The organism is Citrobacter sp. Cpo040, from assembly GCF_030332915.1.
Classification (GTDB): Bacteria; Pseudomonadota; Gammaproteobacteria; order Enterobacterales; family Enterobacteriaceae; genus Citrobacter; species Citrobacter portucalensis.
In genome coordinates this window covers 682,944-704,987 of sequence record NZ_JAOWGX010000037.1, presented here as the reverse complement: position 1 = coordinate 704,987, position 22,044 = coordinate 682,944, and the positions used below count along the sequence as shown (strand labels likewise).

Sequence of the window (22,044 nt, the reverse complement as noted above, 5' to 3'; positions counted from 1 at the left end):
CCGCATAGCGGCCTTTTATCAACGAAGAGAGCGTGGCATTTTGCTCTCCTGCTAGCGGAAAACCCCGCGTTTTACACAAACTTCGTGTGCAACTTTGGGATATTCTTAGCGTGGCAGCGAGATTTTACGTTCTTTAGTCGGGCGATACAGTACCAGCGTTTTGCCGATGACCTGTACATTGCAGGCGCCGGTTTCGCGTACGATAGCTTCCACGATCAAGGTTTTAGTATCGCGATCTTCCGAGGCGATTTTCACCTTGATAAGTTCATGGTGCTCTAACGCTTGTTCAATCTCGGCCAGTACCCCTTCGGTCAAACCATTATTGCCAAGCATAACTACAGGCTTGAGCGGATGTGCCAGACCTTTCAGGTGCTGTTTTTGTTTAGTACTCAGATTCATCGTATATTTTTGCTTACGTTGGGATTGAAAACGGGTCATTCTACCGCCATCTCCCATATATCACCAAATAGCTGTGTAGAAATTTACACCATTGGTTACGATGAACTGCCCTTTGGGAATGTGAAATGACAGGTAAAAAGCGTTCTGCCAGCTCGAGTCGCTGGCTTCAGGAACACTTTAGCGATAAATATGTTCAACAGGCGCAGAAAAAGGGGTTACGTTCCCGTGCCTGGTTTAAACTTGATGAAATACAGCAAAGTGACAAAATTTTTAAACCGGGGATGACGATAGTTGATCTCGGTGCTGCACCCGGTGGCTGGTCGCAATATGCAGTTACGCAGATCGGCAACACCGGCCGCATTATCGCTTGCGATCTTTTACCTATGGATCCAATCGTTGGTGTGGACTTCCTTCAGGGCGACTTTCGTGATGAATTAGTCCTGAAAGCGTTACTTGAACGCGTAGGTGACAGTAAAGTACAAGTTGTCATGTCTGATATGGCGCCAAATATGTGTGGAACACCGGCGGTGGATATTCCCCGGGCCATGTATCTGGTAGAGCTGGCGCTTGGAATGGCCCGTGATGTATTAGCGCCAGGTGGTAGTTTTGTAGTGAAGGTGTTCCAGGGCGAAGGCTTCGATGAGTATCTAAGAGAGATTCGCTCCCTGTTTACGAAGGTCAAAGTTCGTAAGCCGGACTCTTCTCGCGCCCGTTCGCGTGAAGTGTATATTGTAGCGACCGGGCGTAAACCATAACCGGCAGATTTCAAACGAAAGTTTGAAAGAAACTGGATATAGAGTATCCTGACGCTGTTTTTAACACAGTTGTAATATGAGGTTAATCCCTTGAGTGACATGGCGAAAAACCTAATTCTCTGGCTGGTCATTGCCGTTGTGCTGATGTCAGTATTCCAGAGCTTTGGGCCCAGCGAGTCTAATGGCCGTAAGGTTGATTACTCTACCTTCCTGCAAGAGGTCAATCAGGACCAGGTTCGTGAAGCGAAGATCAACGGACGTGAGATTAACGTTACCAAGAAAGATAGTAACCGTTACACGACCTACATCCCGGTTAACGATCCGAAGCTGCTTGATAACCTGCTGACCAAAAACGTCAAGGTTGTTGGCGAACCACCTGAAGAGCCGAGCCTGCTGGCTTCTATCTTCATTTCCTGGTTCCCAATGCTGCTGCTGATTGGTGTCTGGATCTTCTTCATGCGTCAGATGCAGGGCGGTGGTGGCAAAGGTGCCATGTCGTTCGGCAAGAGCAAAGCGCGCATGCTGACGGAAGATCAGATCAAAACGACTTTTGCTGACGTTGCGGGTTGTGACGAAGCAAAAGAAGAAGTCGCTGAGCTGGTTGAGTATCTGCGCGAACCGAGCCGTTTCCAGAAACTGGGCGGTAAAATCCCGAAAGGCGTCCTGATGGTTGGTCCTCCGGGTACGGGTAAAACCCTGCTGGCGAAAGCTATCGCAGGTGAAGCGAAGGTTCCATTCTTCACAATTTCCGGTTCTGATTTCGTGGAAATGTTCGTGGGTGTCGGTGCATCTCGTGTGCGTGACATGTTCGAACAAGCCAAGAAAGCGGCACCGTGCATCATCTTCATCGATGAAATCGACGCCGTAGGTCGCCAGCGTGGCGCAGGTCTGGGCGGTGGTCACGATGAACGTGAACAGACGCTGAACCAGATGCTGGTTGAGATGGACGGCTTCGAAGGTAACGAAGGTATTATCGTTATCGCAGCAACTAACCGTCCGGACGTTCTTGACCCTGCGCTGCTGCGTCCAGGCCGTTTCGACCGTCAGGTTGTGGTTGGTCTGCCAGACGTTCGCGGTCGTGAACAGATCCTGAAAGTGCATATGCGTCGCGTACCGCTGTCTCCGGATATCGATGCGGCAATCATTGCACGTGGCACGCCTGGCTTCTCCGGTGCGGACCTCGCGAACCTGGTGAACGAAGCGGCGCTGTTTGCTGCTCGTGGCAACAAGCGCGTAGTGTCGATGGTTGAGTTCGAAAAAGCGAAAGACAAAATCATGATGGGTGCGGAACGTCGCTCCATGGTGATGACGGAAGCGCAGAAAGAATCTACCGCGTATCACGAAGCTGGCCACGCGATTATCGGTCGCCTGGTACCGGAACACGATCCGGTGCACAAAGTAACGATTATCCCGCGCGGTCGTGCGCTGGGTGTGACCTTCTTCCTGCCTGAAGGCGACGCAATCAGCGCCAGCCGTCAGAAACTGGAAAGTCAGATCTCCACACTGTACGGTGGCCGTCTGGCGGAAGAGATCATCTACGGTGCTGAACATGTTTCTACCGGTGCGTCGAACGACATTAAAGTCGCGACTAACCTGGCGCGTAACATGGTTACTCAGTGGGGCTTCTCCGATAAACTCGGTCCGTTGCTGTACGCTGAAGAAGAAGGCGAAGTGTTCCTGGGACGTTCTGTGGCGAAAGCGAAACACATGTCCGATGAAACCGCTCGCATTATCGATCAGGAAGTTAAGCTGCTGATTGAGCGTAACTATGACCGTGCTCGTCGTTTGCTGAACGAAAACATGGACATTCTGCACTCGATGAAAGATGCACTCATGAAATATGAGACCATCGATGCGCCGCAGATTGACGATCTGATGGCTCGCCGCGACGTGCGTCCGCCAGCGGGTTGGGAAGAACCGGGTTCTTCTAACAACAACTCTGGCAGCACCGGCAAGCCGAGTGCACCGCGTCCGGTTGATGAACCGCGTGCGCCGGACTCTGGCACTATGTCAGAGCAACTGGGCGACAAATAAGTTATCGTTGATGATGACCGTGTTTTAATTGAAAACCCTGGGGCTTGCTCCGGGGTTTTTCTTATCTGCATATTCAAGATTTTACCAGGGATAAAACTATGAAACTCTTTGCTCAGGGTTCTTCACTGGATCTCAGCCATCCGCACGTCATGGGGATTTTGAACGTCACGCCAGACTCATTTTCCGATGGTGGAGCGCACAACTCTCTGGTTGAGGCGGTAAAACACGCAAACCTGATGATTAACGCCGGGGCGACTATCATTGATGTGGGCGGTGAGTCCACGCGTCCGGGCGCGGCTGATGTGAGTGTGGAAGAAGAGTTGCAGCGAGTGATCCCAGTGGTCGAGGCGATTGCTCAGCGTTTTGAAGTGTGGATTTCGGTCGATACCTCAAAACCCGAAGTGATTCGCGAATGCGCCAGAGTTGGCGCGCATATCATCAATGATATTCGATCGCTCTCGGAGCCTGGAGCGCTGGAAGCCGCAGCGGAAACCGGATTGCCGGTTTGCCTGATGCATATGCAGGGGCAGCCGAAAACCATGCAGGAAGCACCAAAGTATGAGGATGTTTTTGCTGAGGTAAACCGTTACTTTGTTGAGCAAATAGCACGTTGCGAGCGGGCTGGAATCACAAAAGATAAATTGTTGCTCGACCCCGGATTCGGATTCGGTAAAAATCTCACTCACAACTACACATTACTGGCACGTTTGTCTGAGTTTCATCATTTTAATCTGCCATTGCTGGTTGGGATGTCACGAAAATCAATGGTTGGCCAGTTACTGAATGTGGGGCCATCTGAACGCCTGAGCGGTAGCCTTGCGTGCGCGGTGATTGCCGCAATGCAGGGGGCGCAGATCGTTCGTGTCCATGACGTCAAAGAAACCGTAGAAGCGATGCGTGTGGTGGAAGCCACATTGTCTGCAAAGGAAAAAAAACGCTATGAGTAATCGTAAATATTTTGGCACTGATGGGATCCGCGGTCGCGTAGGCGATGCCCCAATTACTCCTGACTTTGTGCTCAAGCTGGGCTGGGCAGCAGGGAAAGTGCTTGCTCGTCATGGTTCACGTAAAATTATTATCGGTAAAGATACGCGTATTTCCGGCTATATGCTGGAGTCTGCGCTGGAAGCGGGCCTGGCTGCCGCCGGACTCTCAGCCTCATTCACAGGGCCAATGCCAACACCCGCCGTTGCGTATCTGACGCGCGCCTTCCGTGCTGAGGCCGGGATTGTTATCTCCGCTTCGCACAACCCGTACTATGACAACGGGATTAAATTCTTCTCTACCGACGGGACTAAACTGCCGGATGCAGTGGAAGAAGCCATTGAAGCCGAGATGGAAAAAGCGATCACCTGCGTGGATTCCGCTGAACTGGGTAAAGCCACGCGTATCGTTGATGCTGCCGGTCGCTATATCGAGTTTTGCAAAGGCACCTTCCCGAACGAACTGAGCCTGAATGAACTTAAAATTGTGGTGGATTGCGCTAACGGTGCGACGTACCACATTGCGCCAAATGTACTGCGTGAACTGGGTGCAAACGTGATTGCCATTGGCTGTGAGCCAAACGGTGTGAATATCAATGAAGAAGTCGGCGCCACTGACGTCCGTGCCCTGCAGGCGCGCGTGATTGCGGAAAAAGCCGATCTGGGTATTGCGCTGGATGGCGATGGCGACCGCGTCATTATGGTTGATCACGAAGGTAATAAGGTCGATGGCGATCAGATCATGTACATCATCGCCCGTGAAGCCCTGCGTCAGGGTCAGCTGCGCGGTGGCGCGGTAGGTACGCTGATGAGCAACATGGGCCTCGAGCTGGCGCTAAAACAGCTGGGTATTCCGTTTGCCCGTGCAAAAGTTGGCGACCGTTATGTGCTGGAAAAAATGCAGGAAAAAGGCTGGCGTATCGGTGCCGAAAACTCTGGTCATGTGATCCTGCTGGACAAAACCACTACTGGTGACGGTATCGTGGCGGGTCTGCAGGTGCTGGCGGCGATGGTACGCAACCATATGAGCCTGCACGACCTGTGCAGCGGCATGAAAATGTTCCCACAGCTGCTGGTTAACGTACGATACACAGCAGGTAGCGGCGATCCACTGGAACATGAAAACGTGAAAGCGGTGATGGCGGAAGTGGAAGCGGCGCTGGGTAACCGTGGACGCGTCCTGCTGCGTAAGTCTGGTACCGAACCGTTAATTCGTGTGATGGTTGAAGGTGAAGACGAAGCGCAGGTGACTGAATTCGCCCACCGTATTGCCGATGCTGTGAAAGCGGCGTAATTCCGAAGAAAGTGAAAGCCGGAGTCTGAGACTCCGGCTTTTTTTTACTGTACGGCAAGCTGCTGTTTACGTCGGCGCTGCCAGAAGTAACCACCGACCATCAGTAGCACAAGGACTGCCAGCCACGGCAGAACCGCCAGCAGATGTCCAGACCGGGCAAAGGTTAGCGCAATCATCAGTAGCCAACCGCCCAGCATCGGAATCGCGGTACGCTTAACAATATCCACAGGCGAGACGCCTGCAATTCCCGCGATAGCAATGATTACGCCGGCAATGGGCGATAGCGTACGACCAATACCCGCCGAGATCTGGATAGGCAACATCATGACAGCGATATCGCTACCGATATGACGGCTGATGTCCGGCACCATGGGTGCGAAGGAGAAAAATGCCGCATTCCCGGAGCCCATCAGCGCTGAAATTGCGAAGGTGATCAGGGTCATCAGCAGGATAATAGAGGCGGCGCTGAGGCCAAATTCACCGGAAAGTGACAACAGTGCGTCAACGGCACCAATGGCTTTCAGTCCGGCGGAAAAGACTTCACCGGCGATAATCAGCGTCACGACGGTGGCAAAAACGCTGCCCATGCTGTCAAAAACCTTTTGTATGCCAGCCATCACCTCACGCGCCTTGCGATGACGGCAGTACTCACAAACCAGCGTAATAGCGAGGCTTATCAGTACAGCGGTATCCAGCGTGATCTTGAGAGAGCTGAATACTAAATCGCTGCACACCAGCATCAATACCAGCGGCAGCATGGGCAGAAACAGCCAGGCGATAGGTGCGTCGGCTTCATCAGTCGCCGTTAATGTCTGCATTTGCTGGGCTGCATTGTCGCCACTTTCCCGACGGTCAAAAAAGCGTTGCACAACAATATGCAGTAGGGCGATGAAAAGAATGACGGGCACAACGATTGGCAACTGATCCTGCACGAAATAGTTCACGACCTCGATGCCTGCAGTTTTGGCGGCGAGAACAGAGTTGCCGGAACCGGGGCCAAACTCAACCGCACAGGTACTGGCGATAACGGCGGCAACCGCGGCGCGGCTACAGCCAAGACGGGTAAGCAGCGGGTAAAGCGTCGCCATCAACAGCAGACCCAATCCGGTGGCGCTGCTGATAAACAGCGACAGGAATTGACCCAATAGCAGTGCCAGCCCCAGCAGCAGATAAGGCGAGTTCAGCCGTTGCAAAGGACGAGACGTCACCCGAACCAGTACCTGGCTTGCGCCAATGGCTGACATGTAGGTGGCAAAACCACCAATCAGCATAATTTGCAGTCCGAGGCCGCCGAGACGCACGCTCAGGGTATCGCGAATAAACTCAAAGGCGTCAAAGGGGCCAAATCCGGTGCTCTTTTTCACCAGGCCACTGAGTGAGGTCATTCCGCTAAAATGCGCGATAAGCAACAGCACAATCCCGGTCAATAACAGAACCGACTGGGGGTGATATTTTTTGAGGATCAGACGTCCGGCAAAAATGATGGCGATTAGCGCCAGTAGCAATGACATTCTTGCCCCCTTACTCGAAGTTGCCGGTAACCAGGCACTCGCCATCCCGCAGCAACGGTTTACCCGCGGCAAACAGATGGGCCAGCGAGAGGTCATCATTGAGTACACAGATATCAGCACGTTCTCCGGCGCAGAGCACGCCCCCGGAAATACCCAGCGAGCGCGCAACGTTTGCCGTCAGCATCGCGATGGCCTGTGACACCGGAATCCCGACATCAATCAGGCGAGGAAGCAGGTTAAGATTGCCTGCGACCGGTGCCGCGCTTAAACCTTCAACGATACCCTGAGCGTTAAAGCGCGGAACGCTGCCATTGCCGTCAGAACTGATCGTGATGCGATCCGCCGGAACCTGCGCTTCCAAGGCGTGGAGGATCGCCTGTTCCTGAGGTGTAAAGCGGCTGCCGCCAGACGTAACGTCGATATGGCCGCCGCGGTGGGCGAAAGCAATCGCCTGTTCGAACAAGGGTTCAGTTCTCGCAACATGCGTCGGTGAAATATGGTGAATCGGAATACCCGCATCACACAGCTCAATAAGTTGCGACATCCCTTCCGGCAGATTCCCCAGGTGCACATGCAGCAAGCCCTTTTTCCCAGCCAGCAGGGAAGCGACGCGAATATCGCTCACTATCCTCAGCAACTCCTGGAAAGAGGGGTAAGAACCGCGGTGATCGGCGAGGGCGATTTTTACACCAAGAATTGCCGGAATGAAGGCCATATCATCGCGGATGGATCGCGTAATAGTTGGGCTGGGAACGGCGTAGGCTCCCGTGTGCATAAACGCGCGTAATCCCTCAAGGTTGAGAGACTGCATTTTAGCGTAGAGATCTTTGGGCGAACGGGAAATGGCATCGGTGCCTAACACGCCAACCACCGTGGTAATACCCGCCTGAATCAGATCGCGCAGCTTGACGGCGGGCGTCCGACTGGCAAATCCGGCTTCACCACCGCCACCGGTAAGATGAACATGCTGATCGATGATACCAGGGATAACCCATTTACCCCGACAATCGATGACCTCGTTGATGCCATCAAACAATGAAATATCTTTTTCTACCGCCACAATTCGGTCGGCATGAATGAGCAGGGAGCAGAGGCCTAAATCCTCAGGAGAAAAAACACGGGCATTGGTCAATAAAGTAAACATAGCGGTCCTGTCAAACGTCGAGGGTGAGAGTCGGCAGGTGAAACGAAATATTGTTGTTATGATGCCCACCATAAAGCCATTACTATAACTATGACTATTACCGATTTGTTATTGGAGGATGCGGTTATGGCATGGCGGAGAGCACAACGTGGATTGTAAGTGGCTGGAAGATTTTCTGGCCTTGAGCCAGCATGGAAACTACTCTCAGGCCGCGGCGCAGCGGCATATTACTCAACCTGCGCTGAGTCGGCGTATAAAGGCGCTGGAAGAGGTGCTGGGCGTACCTTTGTTTGACCGGACAACGACCCCCGTCACGTTGACGCGCTATGGTGAACGCTTTGAACCTTATGCCCGGCACGTTCTCAGCACGTTAAGAGAGGCAAGCCATGAGCTGTCGGCGATGACGCCAGCAACGGATAACACGCTGGTGATGGTCAGCCTGCATACGCTGTCGGTGAATATCCTGCCGGATATGATCAACTACCTGCGACAGAGTGAGCCGCAGTTAAACTTTACGGTAAACGCCAGTATCCAGGGGATAGACAACCACTTCAATGCCCTGATGAACCGGCAAATTGATTTACTGGTAACCTACGATTTACCGTCTGCCCAGCCGGGGCTGGAGATCGCCGGAGGGTTAAAACGTTCCCTATGGCGGTATGAGCGATTTATACCGGTTATTTCAGCCCAGTTGGCTGATGCGCTTAATGATCCGCATGCTCCGATTCCGTGGCTATGCTACAGCGACTACACCTTTGTCAGACGTATTATTGAGTCGGCAGAACAACGCGTCCGCCCACGGCTAAAAAAAGTATTTGAGAGTGGTTTAAGCGAAACGATACGAGAAATGGTACTGCGCCATATGGGAATGGCCTGGTTACCTGAATCGATGGTGGCGGAAGAGTTGGTGAATCAGCAAATTATTCACTGCTGGCCAGAAAATACAGACCTGATTTGTGAAATCCCCGTTGTGGTATGGGCGAATCTTGAAGATCAACGTGCCGTTATGCAGAGATGCTGGGAGAAGTTGCTGCGTTTTTGATTGATATGGCGATTTTTTCCGCAGTTGATACAATGCTAACAAATTGCCCTTGCGAAGGTTATTCGCTTTGGTTAGTATTCACACCCGCTTCAGTGGGAAACAGTAAATATTCCCGCTTTAATGGTCGAAGCATTGTACGCGGCAACTCCGCAAGGAACAGGTTGATTATGCACGAAGCTCTTTTAGTAGTTTTCCTTATTGTGGCAATTGGCCTGGTAGGCTTGATCATGCTGCAGCAAGGCAAAGGCGCTGATATGGGAGCCTCTTTTGGCGCAGGCGCTTCTGGTACTCTGTTTGGTTCAAGTGGTTCTGGTAACTTCATGACCCGAATGACAGCTGTATTGGGAACCTTGTTCTTCATCATCAGTCTGGTGCTGGGTAACATGAACAGCAATAAGACCAATAAAGGAAGTGAGTGGGAAAATCTGAGCGCACCGGCGAAAACCGAGCAAACTCAGCCAGCTGCTCCGGCTCAGCCGACCAGCGATATCCCACGCTAAGTATTCTGTACCGAGGTGGTGGAATTGGTAGACACGCTACCTTGAGGTGGTAGTGCCCTAACGGGCTTGTGGGTTCGAGTCCCATCCTCGGTACCAAATTCCAAAAAAAAGACGCTGCAAAGCGTCTTTTTTTTTGTCTGTTATTTGTGGCTATCCTGTAGGTCGGATAAGGCGTTAACGCCGCCATCCGACATTATTACAACGCCTGATGGCGCTACGCTTATCAGGCCTACAGACATCCTATATTCCGCGCATAAAAAAGGCCGCTTTCGCGGCCTTAAGATAGTGAATCTTTACTTCGCCTTATTTTCCAGATTCTCAACCTGCGGCAGGCCGGTTGCGGAAGAGGCGGTCAGCAGGCCAGACTGCGCATAGCCGAACAGCTTCTCGCGGGTATCGGTGATATCCAGATTACGCATGGTCAACTGACCGATACGGTCGTCCGGAGAGAATACGGAGTCGCCTTTTTCCATCGTCAGACGTTCTGGTTTGTACGTCAGATTGTCAGACACGGTGTTGAGGATTGAGTAGTCATTACCGCGACGCAGTTCCAGCGTCACTTCACCGGTAATCTGGCTGGCAACCCAACGTTGCAGACCGTCACGCAGCATCAGCGCCTGAGAGTCGAACCAGCGGCCCTGATACAGCAGACGACCCAGCTGGCGACCGTGCGCGTGATACTGCTCGATGGTATCCTCGTTGTGAATACCGGTCAGCAGACGCTCGTAGGCGATATGCAGCAATGCCATCCCCGGGGCTTCGTAGATGCCACGGCTCTTCGCTTCAATGATACGGTTTTCAATCTGATCGCTCATACCCAGACCGTGACGGCCGCCGATACGGTTGGCTTCCAGCATCATCTCAACGTCGTCGCTGAAGGTTTTACCGTTCAGAGCAACCGGATGACCCTGTTCAAAACGCACGGTCACTTCTTCTGCCGGGATCTTCACGCTCTCATCCCAGAACTTCACGCCCATAATCGGGTTAACGATTTTGACGCTGGAGTTCAGGAATTCCAGATCTTTTGCTTCGTGAGTCGCGCCGAGCATATTGGAGTCTGTGGAGTACGCTTTCTCAACGGACATCTTGTAGTCGAAACCACAGGCAATCATAAATTCGGACATCTCATGGCGACCGCCGAGTTCATCGATAAAATCGGTATCCAGCCATGGTTTGTAAATCTGCAGTTCGGCGTTGGTCAGCAGACCGTAACGATAGAAACGTTCAATATCGTTACCTTTATAGGTGCTACCGTCACCCCAGATATTTACGCCATCTTCTTTCATGGCGGCAACCAGCATGGTGCCGGTCACGGCACGGCCCAGCGGGGTGGTATTGAAATAGGTCAGTCCGCCGGTGGTGTTGTGGAATGCACCGCACTGAATGGCAGCGATCCCTTCGGCAACCAGCTGCTTACGGCAATCTACCAGGCGAGCATTCTCAGCACCATATTCCATTGCACGGCGAGGAATGGCGTCATAGTCATCCTCATCCGGCTGGCCCAAATTCGCAGTATATGCATATGGGACAGCCCCTTTTTGTCGCATCCACAGCAGTGCTGCACTGGTGTCCAGGCCGCCGGAAAAAGCGATACCAATACGTTGACCTACCGGGAGATGCTTGAGAATCGTCGTCATAAAATAAAACCCTGCTTGATAGACTGGTGAAGAGGTCGGCTTATTATATTAATTGCATTTTTATGCAAAATAAATGAGTTTTCATTTAATCATCTTTTCTGGATGACAGGAAGAGTTTAGTGATAATTTCGTTAAATAACGGCGTGGGCGGCATATTTATCTTGCTGGGCTAGCGCTGGGCAGCATTCATTGATTTGCATAGTCGTAACAAGGTTGACATAACGCATAGTGAATCAATATACTGTGCGCAGATTTTACGTCCCGTCTCGGTACCAAATCCCAGCAGTATTTGCATTTTTTACCCAAAACGAGTAAAATTTGCCACGTTTCAGGCGCGGGGTGGAGCAGCCTGGTAGCTCGTCGGGCTCATAACCCGAAGGTCGTCGGTTCAAATCCGGCCCCCGCAACCACTTTCCCTTAGAGTTCTTTTTCAAATATACTGTGAAGACTTAGGCCTTCGTAGCTGGATTTGAAAAAAATTCTTTCGGAAGGTTCTCCGAACCGCAGGTGCGGTTATAGGGTTCAGTTATCTAAAGCCCCGATTTATCGGGGTTTTTTGTTATCTGACTACAGAATAACTGGGCTTTAGGCCCTTTTTTTATGTCTTGGGGGTGGGCTTGTCCACATTAGAGCAAAAATTAACAGAGATGATTACAGCGCCAGTTGAAGCCCTGGGCTACGAACTGGTCGGCATCGAATTTATTCGTGGTCGCACATCCACACTGCGCATCTATATTGATAGTGAAGATGGCATCAATGTTGATGATTGTGCTGATGTGAGCCATCAGGTAAGCGCCGTGATGGATGTCGAAGACCCAATCACCGTTGCCTATAACCTGGAAGTCTCCTCTCCGGGTCTCGACCGTCCTCTGTTCACAGCTGAACACTACGTGCGTTTCCTGGGTGAAGAAGTCACGCTGGTTCTTCGTATGGCGGTACAAAACCGTCGTAAATGGCAGGGCGTTATCAAAGCGGTGGACGGTGAGATGATCACGGTCACAGTCGAAGGCAAAGATGAAGTGTTCGCGCTGAGTAATATCCAGAAGGCGAACCTGGTTCCCCACTTTTAACAGTCTGGATTGAGGTGAAAAGCCCGCGATGAACAAAGAAATTTTGGCTGTTGTTGAAGCCGTATCCAACGAAAAAGCGCTGCCACGCGAGAAAATTTTTGAAGCGCTGGAAAGTGCGCTGGCTACAGCAACAAAGAAAAAATATGAGCAAGAGATCGACGTTCGCGTAGAAATCGATCGTAAAAGCGGTGATTTCGATACCTTCCGTCGTTGGGTAATCGTAGAAGAAGTTACTCAGCCGACCAAAGAAATTACGCTGGAAGCGGCACGCTTCGAAGACGAAAGTCTGAACGTGGGCGAATATGTTGAAGATCAGATTGAATCTGTCACCTTTGACCGTATCACTACCCAGACCGCGAAGCAGGTTATCGTACAGAAAGTACGTGAAGCTGAACGCGCAATGGTTGTTGATCAGTTCCGCGAACATGAAGGCGAAATCGTCACCGGTGTGGTGAAGAAAGTAAACCGCGACAACATTTCACTGGATCTGGGCAGCAATGCTGAAGCTGTGATCCTGCGTGAAGACATGCTGCCGCGTGAAAACTTCCGCCCTGGTGACCGTATTCGTGGTGTTCTGTACTCAGTTCGCCCGGAAGCGCGCGGTGCACAGCTGTTCGTAACCCGTTCCAAGCCGGAAATGCTGATTGAGCTGTTCCGCATTGAAGTGCCGGAAATCGGCGAAGAAGTTATCGAAATTAAAGCGGCTGCACGCGATCCGGGATCGCGTGCGAAAATCGCCGTTAAGACCAACGACAAGCGTATTGATCCGGTCGGCGCCTGTGTTGGTATGCGCGGTGCGCGCGTTCAGGCGGTTTCTACCGAACTGGGCGGCGAGCGTATCGATATCGTCCTGTGGGATGATAACCCGGCGCAGTTCGTGATTAACGCAATGGCGCCAGCAGACGTCGCTTCTATCGTGGTGGATGAAGACAAACACACCATGGATATCGCGGTTGAAGCCGGTAACCTGGCTCAGGCGATTGGACGTAATGGTCAGAACGTCCGCCTGGCTTCACAACTGAGCGGTTGGGAACTCAACGTGATGACCGTTGATGACCTGCAAGCGAAGCATCAGGCTGAAGCACATGCAGCCATCGATACCTTCACCAAATATCTCGATATCGATGAAGATTTCGCGACCGTTCTGGTGGAAGAAGGTTTTGCGACGCTGGAAGAACTGGCCTACGTGCCAATGAAAGAACTGCTGGAAATTGACGGCCTGGATGAACAGACCGTTGAAGCGCTGCGCGAGCGTGCTAAAAACGCACTGACCACTCTGGCACTGGCCCAGGAAGAAAGCCTCGGTGATAACAAACCGGCTGACGATCTGCTGAATCTGGAAGGATTGGATCGTGAGATGGCCTTCAAACTGGCGGCCCGTGGTGTTTGTACGCTGGAAGATCTCGCTGAACAGGGCATTGATGATCTGGCTGATATCGAAGGGTTGACCGACGAAAAAGCCGGTGAGCTGATTATGGCTGCCCGTAATATTTGCTGGTTCGGCGACGAAGCGTAATAAACTGTAGCAGGAAGGAACAGTATGACAGATGTAACCGTAAAAACGCTGGCTGCAGAGATACAGACTTCCGTAGATCGCCTGGTACAGCAATTTGCTGATGCCGGTATCCCGAAGTCTGCTGACGACTCTGTGTCCGCACAAGAGAAACAAACCTTACTGGCGCATTTGAACCGTGAAAACGGCTCAGCGCCGGATAAGTTGACATTGCAGCGTAAAACGCGCAGTACTCTCAATATTCCAGGTACCGGTGGAAAAAGCAAATCGGTACAAATCGAAGTCCGCAAGACACGCACCTTTGTGAAACGCGATCCGCAAGAGGCTGAACGCCTTGCCGCGGAAGAGCAGGCGCAGCGTGAAGCGGAAGAGCAAGCCCGTCGTGAGGCAGAAGAAGCTGCCAAACGCGAGGCGCAACAAAAAGCCGAACGTGAGGCCGCAGAACAAGCTAAGCGTGAAGCCGCTGATAAAGCGAAACGTGAAGCTGCGGAAAAAGACAAAGTGAGCAATCAACAGACCGACGATATGACTAAAACCGCCCAGGCCGAAAAAGCCCGCCGTGAAAATGAAGCCGCAGAACTGAAGCGTAAAGCGGAAGAAGAAGCACGTCGCAAGCTTGAAGAAGAAGCGCGCCGCGTAGCGGAAGAAGCTCGCCGTATGGCGGAAGAAAACGAGAAAAATGGTGTGAATAACGCTGAACCTGTCGAAGACACCAGTGATTATCACGTCACCACCTCTCAGCATGCTCGCCAGGCTGAAGACGAGAACGATCGTGAAGTTGAAGGCGGTCGTGGTCGTACTCGCAGCACTAAAGCTGCGCGTCCGGCGAAGAAAGGTAACAAACACGCTGAATCTAAAGCTGACCGTGAAGAAGCACGTGCAGCGGTTCGCGGCGGTAAAGGCGGTAAGCAGCGTAAAGGTTCCGCTCTGCAGCAGGGCTTCCAGAAGCCAGCTCAGGCCGTTAACCGTGACGTTGTGATCGGCGAAACCATCACCGTTGGCGATCTGGCGAACAAGATGGCGGTCAAAGGCTCTCAGGTCATCAAAGCAATGATGAAACTGGGCGCAATGGCGACCATCAACCAGGTCATCGACCAGGAAACCGCACAGCTGGTTGCCGAAGAGATGGGCCACAAAGTTATCCTGCGTCGTGAAAACGAGCTGGAAGAAGCAGTAATGAGCGACCGTGACACCGGCGCTGCGGCTGAACCGCGCGCACCGGTAGTGACCATCATGGGTCACGTTGACCACGGTAAAACGTCTCTGCTGGACTACATTCGTTCAACGAAAGTGGCCTCTGGCGAAGCGGGCGGCATTACTCAGCACATCGGTGCGTACCACGTTGAAACTGACAACGGTATGATCACCTTCCTGGACACCCCGGGTCACGCCGCGTTTACCTCCATGCGTGCTCGTGGTGCTCAGGCAACGGATATCGTTGTTCTGGTTGTTGCAGCAGACGACGGCGTGATGCCGCAGACTATCGAAGCTATCCAGCACGCGAAAGCGGCAGGTGTGCCGGTAGTTGTTGCAGTCAACAAAATCGATAAACCGGAAGCGGATCCAGATCGCGTTAAAAACGAACTGTCCCAGTACGGCATCATGCCGGAAGAGTGGGGCGGCGAGAGCCAGTTCGTTCACGTTTCTGCGAAAGCGGGTACCGGTATCGACGAACTGCTGGATGCTATCCTGCTGCAAGCCGAAGTACTGGAACTGAAAGCTGTGCGTAAAGGTATGGCGAGCGGTGCGGTTATCGAATCCTTCCTGGATAAAGGTCGTGGCCCGGTTGCTACCGTCCTGGTTCGCGAAGGTACCCTGAACAAGGGCGATATCGTTCTGTGTGGTTTCGAATACGGCCGCGTTCGTGCGATGCGTAACGAACTGGGTCAGGAAGTACTGGAAGCGGGTCCGTCCATTCCGGTGGAAATCCTCGGTCTGTCCGGTGTTCCGGCTGCGGGTGACGAAGTTACTGTTGTTCGTGACGAGAAGAAAGCGCGTGAAGTTGCACTGTACCGTCAGGGCAAATTCCGTGAAGTTAAACTGGCTCGTCAGCAGAAATCTAAACTTGAGAACATGTTCGCCAACATGACCGAAGGCGAAGTTCACGAAGTGAACATCGTGCTGAAGGCTGACGTACAGGGTTCTGTAGAAGCGATTTCCGACTCTTTACTGAAACTGTCTACCGACGAAGTAAAAGTGAAGATCATCGGTTCTGGCGTAGGTGGTATCACCGAAACCGACGCGACCCTGGCTGCGGCATCCAACGCGATTCTGGTTGGCTTCAACGTACGTGCTGATGCCTCTGCACGTAAAGTTATCGAATCAGAAAGTCTGGATCTGCGTTACTACTCCGTCATCTATCATCTGATCGACGAAGTGAAAGCAGCGATGAGCGGCATGCTGTCTCCGGAACTGAAACAGCAGATCATTGGTCTGGCTGAGGTTCGTGATGTGTTCAAATCACCGAAATTCGGCGCTATCGCAGGCTGTATGGTTACCGAAGGCACGATTAAACGTCACAACCCAATCCGCGTACTGCGCGACAACGTGGTTATCTATGAAGGCGAGCTGGAATCCCTGCGCCGCTTCAAAGATGACGTTAACGAAGTCCGTAACGGTATGGAATGTGGTATCGGCGTTAAGAACTACAACGACGTTCGCGTTGGCGATATGATCGAAGTGTTCGAGATCATCGAGATCAAACGTACAATTGCTTAAGGTTGTTCGGGTGTAGGCCGGATAAGGCGTTTACGCCGACATCCGGCAATGTAATGCCTGATGGCGCTACGCTTATCAGGCCTACAGCCTAATCACCGAATTATTTTCAAAAGGGGCTGAATGCCCCTTTTTTGTCTGGAGAATTTATTATGGCGAAAGAATTTGGTCGCCCGCAGCGTGTCGCGCAGGAGATGCAGAAAGAAATCGCACTCATCCTGCAACGCGAAATCAAAGACCCGCGTGTTGGTATGATGACCACCGTATCGGGTGTTGAGATGTCCCGTGATCTGGCATATGCCAAAGTATTCGTGACTTTCCTCAACGATCAGGACGAAGCTGCCGTGAAAAACGGCATTAAGGCACTGCAGGAAGCCTCTGGTTTTATCCGCTCTCTGCTGGGTAAAGCAATGCGTCTGCGTATCGTGCCTGAGCTGACCTTCTTCTACGACAACTCGTTGGTTGAAGGGATGCGCATGTCCAACCTGGTGACCAGCGTGGTGAAACATGACGATGAGCGTCGTGTGAACCCAGCGGACGACAGCAAGGAGGACTGATGAGTCGTCCTCGTCGTCGTGGTCGCGATATTCATGGTGTCCTGCTGCTGGATAAGCCGCAGGGCATGTCCAGCAATGACGTGCTGCAAAAAGTAAAGCGCATCTACAATGCCAACCGCGCGGGACATACCGGCGCGTTGGATCCGCTGGCGACAGGCATGCTGCCTATCTGCCTTGGTGAAGCGACAAAGTTTTCACAGTATTTGCTGGATTCTGACAAACGCTATCGCGTGGTTGCCCGTCTGGGCCAGCGTACTGACACTTCCGATGCCGATGGGCAGATCGTGCAGGAGCGTCCGGTAACCTTCACCGCAGAACAACTGGCGAGCGCGCTGGAGACTTTTCGCGGCGATATCGAGCAGATTCCGTCGATGTATTCGGCGCTGAAGTATCAGGGTAAGAAGCTGTACGAATATGCGCGTCAGGGCATTGAAGTGCCGCGTGAAGCGCGCCCGATTACCGTCTATGAGCTGCTGTTTATCCGTCACGAGGGTAACGAACTGGAGCTGGAAGTTCACTGCTCCAAAGGCACCTATATTCGTACTATCGTTGACGATCTCGGTGAGAAGCTGGGCTGCGGCGCGCACGTAACGTATCTGCGTCGTCTGACGGTCAGCAAGTATCCGGTGGATCGTATGGTCACGCTGGAACACCTGCGTGAGCTGGTCGAACAGGCAGAACAGCAGAACATTCCGGCGGCTCAACTGCTTGATCCTTTGCTGATGCCAATGGACAGTCCGGCATCGGACTATCCTGTTGTTAATTTGCCTTTAACATCGTCGGTTTACTTTAAAAATGGTAATCCGGTACGGACGACAGGCGCCCCGCTGGAAGGGCTGGTACGCGTGACGGAAGGTGATGACGACAAGTTTATTGGCATGGGGGAGATGGACGATGAAGGTCGTGTCGCCCCCCGCCGCCTGGTGGTTGAGTATCCTGCATAGCGCTCTCTGTCTTGCGATAAAAGGGCGCTGCGAGTAGAATACTGCCGCTTAACGTCGCGTGAATTGTTTAACAATCTGCGTGGCGTATACACAAAATCCTTCGAGCTGCATCAAGGCGGCAAGTCTGAGGATCCTCAGGAGATTACTTAGGTAAGTGACTGAGGTGAGCGGACGCAGCCAACGCAGAGCCAGTTTGAAGGATAAAGTGTATACACTGGGATAGCTGAATTAGAGATCGGCATCCTTTCATTCTTATCACTTTGGAGTTTTAAAATGTCTCTAAGTACTGAAGCTACCGCTAAAATCGTTTCTGAGTTTGGTCGTGATGCAAACGACACCGGTTCTACCGATGTTCAGGTTGCTCTGTTGACTGCACAGATTAACCACCTGCAGGGCCACTTTGCAGAGCACAAAAAAGATCACCACAGCCGTCGTGGTCTGCTGCGCATGGTTTCTCAGCGTCGTAAACTGCTCGACTACCTGAAACGTAAAGATGTTGCACGTTACACCGCGCTGATCGAGCGTCTGGGCCTGCGTCGCTAATTCTTTCGAGTTTCAGAAAGAGGGGGCCTTCATGGCCCCTTTTTTCCAGCAGATGGCAGCAATTCGCTGGAAACTAATGTATTGTTGCTATGAATGATCTTCCGTTGCAGAGGTTCGCGCGGCTAATGAGAGGCTTTACTCATGCTTATGGGTTAGGGTTGTCATTAGTCGCGAGGATGCGCAGAAGATCGGGTATTAACGATGGCGCAAAAATGTGCCGTCAAAAAATAGAGAAAGGATATTATTTTGCTTAATCCGATCGTTCGTAAATTCCAGTACGGTCAGCATACCGTTACGCTGGAAACCGGCATGATGGCGCGTCAGGCGACTGCCGCTGTTATGGTTAGCATGGATGACACCGCGGTATTCGTTACCGTTGTTGGTCAGAAAAAAGCGAAACCAGGCCAGGACTTTTTCCCGCTGACCGTTAACTATCAGGAGCGTACCTACGCTGCTGGCCGTATCCCGGGTAGCTTCTTCCGTCGTGAAGGCCGTCCGAGCGAAGGCGAAACCCTGATCGCGCGTCTGATTGACCGCCCGGTTCGCCCGCTGTTCCCGGAAGGCTTCGTTAACGAAGTTCAGGTTATCGCGACCGTTGTTTCCGTTAACCCGCAGGTTAACCCGGACATCGTGGCAATGATTGGTGCATCTGCTGCGCTGACTCTGTCTGGTATCCCATTCAACGGCCCGATCGGTGCTGCACGTGTTGGTTACATCAATGACCAGTACGTACTGAACCCGACTCAGGACGAACTGAAAGAAAGCAAGCTGGACCTGGTTGTTGCAGGTACTGAAGCAGCCGTACTGATGGTTGAATCCGAAGCTGAACTGCTGAGCGAAGACCAGATGCTGGGCGCTGTTGTGTTCGGTCACGAACAGCAGCAGGTTGTGATTCAGGCGATCAACGAGCTGGCGAAAGAAGCTGGCAAACCGCGTTGGGACTGGCAGCCAGAAGCCGTCAACGAAGCGCTGAACGCACGCGTTGCCGCACTGGCAGAAGCTCGCTTGAGCGATGCTTACCGTATCACTGACAAACAAGAGCGTTATGCTCAGGTTGACGTGATCAAGTCTGAAACCATCGCGACTCTGGTTGCTGAAGACGAAACCCTGGACGCTAACGAACTGGGTGAAATCCTGCACGCTATCGAGAAAAACGTTGTTCGTAGCCGCGTACTGGCAGGCGAGCCGCGTATCGATGGCCGTGAAAAAGACATGATCCGTGGCCTGGACGTGCGTACTGGCGTTCTGCCGCGTACCCACGGTTCCGCACTGTTCACCCGTGGCGAAACTCAGGCGCTGGTTACTGCGACCCTGGGCACCACTCGTGATGCGCAGAACCTCGACGAACTGATGGGCGAGCGTACTGACAACTTCCTGTTCCACTACAACTTCCCTCCGTACTGCGTAGGTGAAACCGGTATGGTCGGTTCTCCGAAGCGTCGTGAGATTGGTCACGGCCGTCTGGCGAAGCGTGGCGTACTGGCAGTAATGCCGGAACTGGATAAATTCCCGTACACCGTACGTGTGGTTTCTGAAATCACCGAATCTAACGGTTCTTCTTCCATGGCTTCCGTATGTGGTGCTTCCCTGGCGCTGATGGACGCAGGCGTGCCGATCAAAGCAGCCGTTGCGGGTATCGCGATGGGTCTGGTGAAAGAAGGTGACAACTTTGTTGTTCTGTCTGACATCCTGGGCGACGAAGACCACCTGGGCGATATGGACTTCAAAGTGGCGGGTTCCCGCGACGGTATCTCTGCACTGCAGATGGATATCAAAATTGAAGGTATCACCAAAGAAATCATGCAGGTTGCTCTGAACCAGGCTAAAGGTGCGCGTCTGCACATCCTGGGTGTGATGGAACAAGCGATCAACGCTCCGCGTGGCGATATTTCTCAGTTCGCTCCGCGTATCCACACTATCAAGATCAGCCCGGACAAGATCAAAGACGTTATCGGTAAAGGCGGTTCTGTTATCCGTGCTCTGACCGAAGAAACCGGCACCACCATTGAAATCGAAGATGATGGCACCGTGAAGATTGCTGCGACCGACGGTGAGAAAGCGAAATATGCTATCCGTCGTATCGAAGAGATCACCGCAGAGATCGAAGTAGGCCGTATCTACAATGGTAAAGTGACCCGTATCGTTGACTTTGGCGCATTCGTTGCCATCGGTGGCGGTAAAGAAGGTCTGGTACACATCTCTCAGATCGCTGATAAGCGCGTTGAGAAAGTGACCGACTACCTGCAGATGGGCCAGGAAGTACCGGTCAAAGTTCTGGAAGTTGATCGCCAGGGCCGTGTACGTCTGAGCATTAAAGAAGCAACTGAGCAGTCTCAGCCTGCAGGCGAACCGGAAGCTCCGGCAAGCCAGGGCGAGTAAGGTTGCCATTGCCCTCCGTGAAAGCGGAGGGCCTTTAACCCGGCAGGATGCCTTGTTAGCAACCGGGGAACCTGGACGTTCATTCAATCGTTGTCTTCGGGAGTGGGAAATGAAGCCTTTTTTGCGCTGGTGTTTCGTTGCGACAGCACTCACGCTGGCTGGATGCAGTAATTCCGCCTGGCGAAAGAGTGAAGTCCTCGCAGTACCATTGCAACCGACTTTGCAGCAGGAAGTGATTCTGGCACGTATGGAACAAATTCTTGCCAGTCGGGCTTTAACCGATGACGAACGCGCACAGCTTTTATATGAGCGCGGAGTGTTGTATGATAGTCTCGGTCTGAGGGCACTGGCGCGAAATGATTTTTCACAAGCGCTGGCAATCCGACCAGATATGCCTGAAGTATTCAATTACTTAGGTATATATTTAACGCAGGCAGGCAATTTTGATGCTGCCTATGAAGCGTTTGATTCTGTACTTGAGCTTGATCCAACTTACAACTACGCGCACTTAAATCGCGGTATCGCATTGTATTACGGCGGTCGTGACAAGTTAGCGCAAGATGATCTGCTAGCGTTTTATCAAGACGATCCCAATGATCCTTTCCGTAGTCTGTGGCTTTATCTTGCCGAGCAGAAGCTCGATGAGAAGCAGGCTAAAGAAGCGTTGAAGCAACGCTTTGAGAAATCGGATAAAGAGCAATGGGGATGGAACATTGTCGAGTTCTACCTGGGCAACATTAGCGAAGCAACGCTGATGGAACGCCTGAAGGCGGACGCAACGGATAACACCTCGCTCGCTGAGCATCTCAGTGAAACCAACTTCTATTTAGGTAAGTACTACCTAAGTCTGGGGGATTTGGACAACGCTACGGCATTGTTCAAACTGGCGGTGGCTAACAACGTTCATAACTTTGTTGAGCACCGATACGCATTGTTGGAATTATCGCTCCTGGGCCAGGACCAAGATGACCTGGCAGAATCGGACCAGCAATAGCTGACGTACACATCAGCCCGTAATCTTTTT

General features: G+C 52.3%; 18 protein-coding genes and 2 tRNA genes. 16 read left to right on the top strand and 4 right to left on the bottom strand.

Going from position 1 to position 22,044, the window contains the following annotated elements; translation table 11 throughout:
* Nucleotides 1–105: 105 nt before the first annotated feature.
* Nucleotides 106–399 carry a ribosome assembly RNA-binding protein YhbY gene (gene yhbY / locus OGX86_RS21835; protein WP_003025016.1) on the bottom strand — a complete coding sequence of 98 codons (294 nt, stop codon included), beginning with the start codon at nucleotides 397–399 and terminating at the stop codon, nucleotides 106–108.
* 125 nt (nucleotides 400–524) lie between these two features.
* Between yhbY and rlmE the strand changes: the two genes are divergently transcribed.
* From rlmE to glmM, 4 genes are all read left to right on the top strand, one after another.
* Nucleotides 525–1,154 (top strand): 23S rRNA (uridine(2552)-2'-O)-methyltransferase RlmE, encoded by a 630-nt coding sequence (rlmE, locus tag OGX86_RS21830; RefSeq protein WP_003025015.1) that lies wholly within the window; start codon nucleotides 525–527, stop codon nucleotides 1,152–1,154.
* A 99-nt stretch (nucleotides 1,155–1,253) separates the two neighbouring features.
* On the top strand, nucleotides 1,254–3,188 hold the full coding sequence (ftsH, locus tag OGX86_RS21825) for an ATP-dependent zinc metalloprotease FtsH (protein WP_003025013.1): 1,935 nt from the start codon (nucleotides 1,254–1,256) through the stop codon (nucleotides 3,186–3,188).
* Between the two features lie 98 nt (nucleotides 3,189–3,286).
* Entirely contained in the window at nucleotides 3,287–4,135 is an 849-nt protein-coding gene (folP, locus tag OGX86_RS21820; RefSeq protein WP_048225717.1) for a dihydropteroate synthase, read from the top strand.
* Nucleotides 4,128–5,465, top strand: a complete 1,338-nt coding sequence (gene glmM / locus OGX86_RS21815) for a phosphoglucosamine mutase (RefSeq protein WP_008785919.1) — start codon at nucleotides 4,128–4,130, stop codon at nucleotides 5,463–5,465. The genes folP and glmM overlap by 8 nt, the downstream gene beginning before the upstream one ends.
* 44 nt (nucleotides 5,466–5,509) lie before the next feature.
* Here glmM and dcuC read toward each other — a convergent pair whose 3' ends face one another.
* Nucleotides 5,510–6,976, bottom strand: a complete 1,467-nt coding sequence (gene dcuC, locus OGX86_RS21810) for a C4-dicarboxylate transporter DcuC (RefSeq protein ID WP_286640673.1) — start codon at nucleotides 6,974–6,976, stop codon at nucleotides 5,510–5,512.
* A gap of 10 nt (nucleotides 6,977–6,986) precedes the next feature.
* Nucleotides 6,987–8,120, bottom strand: a complete 1,134-nt coding sequence (iadA, locus tag OGX86_RS21805) for a beta-aspartyl-peptidase (RefSeq protein ID WP_103014949.1) — start codon at nucleotides 8,118–8,120, stop codon at nucleotides 6,987–6,989.
* 148 nt (nucleotides 8,121–8,268) lie between these two features.
* On the opposite strand from iadA, the gene OGX86_RS21800 reads away from it, so the two are divergent.
* From OGX86_RS21800 to OGX86_RS21790, 3 genes are all read left to right on the top strand, one after another.
* Nucleotides 8,269–9,162, top strand: coding sequence for a LysR family transcriptional regulator (locus OGX86_RS21800; protein WP_103014950.1), 894 nt, complete (start codon nucleotides 8,269–8,271; stop codon nucleotides 9,160–9,162).
* A 167-nt stretch (nucleotides 9,163–9,329) separates the two neighbouring features.
* A complete protein-coding gene (gene secG, locus OGX86_RS21795) occupies nucleotides 9,330–9,662 on the top strand; it encodes a preprotein translocase subunit SecG (RefSeq protein WP_003025000.1) in 333 nt (110 codons plus the stop codon).
* Nucleotides 9,663–9,671: 9 nt separating this feature from the next.
* Nucleotides 9,672–9,758: transfer RNA gene (locus tag OGX86_RS21790), tRNA-Leu, on the top strand.
* 197 nt (nucleotides 9,759–9,955) lie between these two features.
* Here OGX86_RS21790 and argG read toward each other — a convergent pair.
* Nucleotides 9,956–11,299 carry an argininosuccinate synthase gene (gene argG, locus OGX86_RS21785; RefSeq protein ID WP_005131837.1) on the bottom strand — a complete coding sequence of 448 codons (1,344 nt, stop codon included), beginning with the start codon at nucleotides 11,297–11,299 and terminating at the stop codon, nucleotides 9,956–9,958.
* A 333-nt stretch (nucleotides 11,300–11,632) separates the two neighbouring features.
* On the opposite strand from argG, the gene OGX86_RS21780 reads away from it, so the two are divergent.
* The 9 genes from OGX86_RS21780 to nlpI all read left to right on the top strand — a co-directional run bounded on the left by OGX86_RS21780 (nucleotide 11,633) and on the right by nlpI (nucleotide 22,014).
* Nucleotides 11,633–11,709, top strand: a tRNA-Met gene (locus OGX86_RS21780).
* A 207-nt stretch (nucleotides 11,710–11,916) separates the two neighbouring features.
* Entirely contained in the window at nucleotides 11,917–12,369 is a 453-nt protein-coding gene (rimP, locus tag OGX86_RS21775; protein WP_003024996.1) for a ribosome maturation factor RimP, read from the top strand.
* A 28-nt stretch (nucleotides 12,370–12,397) separates the two neighbouring features.
* Nucleotides 12,398–13,885 (top strand): transcription termination factor NusA, encoded by a 1,488-nt coding sequence (gene nusA / locus OGX86_RS21770; RefSeq protein ID WP_003024992.1) that lies wholly within the window; start codon nucleotides 12,398–12,400, stop codon nucleotides 13,883–13,885.
* A gap of 24 nt (nucleotides 13,886–13,909) precedes the next feature.
* Nucleotides 13,910–16,600, top strand: a complete 2,691-nt coding sequence (gene infB, locus OGX86_RS21765) for a translation initiation factor IF-2 (protein WP_003828710.1) — start codon at nucleotides 13,910–13,912, stop codon at nucleotides 16,598–16,600.
* A 149-nt stretch (nucleotides 16,601–16,749) separates the two neighbouring features.
* On the top strand, nucleotides 16,750–17,154 hold the full coding sequence (rbfA, locus tag OGX86_RS21760; protein WP_003024988.1) for a 30S ribosome-binding factor RbfA: 405 nt from the start codon (nucleotides 16,750–16,752) through the stop codon (nucleotides 17,152–17,154).
* A complete protein-coding gene (gene truB, locus OGX86_RS21755; protein ID WP_048225707.1) occupies nucleotides 17,154–18,098 on the top strand; it encodes a tRNA pseudouridine(55) synthase TruB in 945 nt (314 codons plus the stop codon). The genes rbfA and truB overlap by 1 nt, the downstream gene beginning before the upstream one ends.
* Nucleotides 18,099–18,371: 273 nt before the next feature.
* Nucleotides 18,372–18,641, top strand: coding sequence for a 30S ribosomal protein S15 (gene rpsO / locus OGX86_RS21750; protein WP_000059465.1), 270 nt, complete (start codon nucleotides 18,372–18,374; stop codon nucleotides 18,639–18,641).
* Nucleotides 18,642–18,887: 246 nt separating this feature from the next.
* Nucleotides 18,888–21,020 carry a polyribonucleotide nucleotidyltransferase gene (gene pnp / locus OGX86_RS21745; RefSeq protein WP_008785911.1) on the top strand — a complete coding sequence of 711 codons (2,133 nt, stop codon included), beginning with the start codon at nucleotides 18,888–18,890 and terminating at the stop codon, nucleotides 21,018–21,020.
* 109 nt (nucleotides 21,021–21,129) lie between these two features.
* Nucleotides 21,130–22,014, top strand: a complete 885-nt coding sequence (gene nlpI, locus OGX86_RS21740) for a lipoprotein NlpI (protein ID WP_003024982.1) — start codon at nucleotides 21,130–21,132, stop codon at nucleotides 22,012–22,014.
* The last annotated feature ends 30 nt before the right edge of the window (nucleotides 22,015–22,044 follow it).

What these genes read in the sequence shown, in the direction of transcription:
- glmM (WP_008785919.1), top strand. Translation starts at nt 4,128, where the DNA reads ATGAGTAATCGTAAATATTTTGGCACTGATGGGATCCGCGGTCGCGTA.
- rbfA (WP_003024988.1), top strand. Translation starts at nt 16,750, where the DNA reads ATGGCGAAAGAATTTGGTCGCCCGCAGCGTGTCGCGCAGGAGATGCAG.
- ftsH (WP_003025013.1), top strand. Translation starts at nt 1,254, where the DNA reads ATGGCGAAAAACCTAATTCTCTGGCTGGTCATTGCCGTTGTGCTGATG.
- nlpI (WP_003024982.1), top strand. Translation starts at nt 21,130, where the DNA reads ATGAAGCCTTTTTTGCGCTGGTGTTTCGTTGCGACAGCACTCACGCTG.
- dcuC (WP_286640673.1), bottom strand. Translation starts at nt 6,976, where the DNA reads ATGTCATTGCTACTGGCGCTAATCGCCATCATTTTTGCCGGACGTCTG.
- secG (WP_003025000.1), top strand. Translation starts at nt 9,330, where the DNA reads ATGCACGAAGCTCTTTTAGTAGTTTTCCTTATTGTGGCAATTGGCCTG.
- rlmE (WP_003025015.1), top strand. Translation starts at nt 525, where the DNA reads ATGACAGGTAAAAAGCGTTCTGCCAGCTCGAGTCGCTGGCTTCAGGAA.
- infB (WP_003828710.1), top strand. Translation starts at nt 13,910, where the DNA reads ATGACAGATGTAACCGTAAAAACGCTGGCTGCAGAGATACAGACTTCC.
- rpsO (WP_000059465.1), top strand. Translation starts at nt 18,372, where the DNA reads ATGTCTCTAAGTACTGAAGCTACCGCTAAAATCGTTTCTGAGTTTGGT.
- argG (WP_005131837.1), bottom strand. Translation starts at nt 11,299, where the DNA reads ATGACGACGATTCTCAAGCATCTCCCGGTAGGTCAACGTATTGGTATC.
- yhbY (WP_003025016.1), bottom strand. Translation starts at nt 399, where the DNA reads ATGAATCTGAGTACTAAACAAAAACAGCACCTGAAAGGTCTGGCACAT.
- folP (WP_048225717.1), top strand. Translation starts at nt 3,287, where the DNA reads ATGAAACTCTTTGCTCAGGGTTCTTCACTGGATCTCAGCCATCCGCAC.
- iadA (WP_103014949.1), bottom strand. Translation starts at nt 8,120, where the DNA reads ATGTTTACTTTATTGACCAATGCCCGTGTTTTTTCTCCTGAGGATTTA.
- truB (WP_048225707.1), top strand. Translation starts at nt 17,154, where the DNA reads ATGAGTCGTCCTCGTCGTCGTGGTCGCGATATTCATGGTGTCCTGCTG.
- nusA (WP_003024992.1), top strand. Translation starts at nt 12,398, where the DNA reads ATGAACAAAGAAATTTTGGCTGTTGTTGAAGCCGTATCCAACGAAAAA.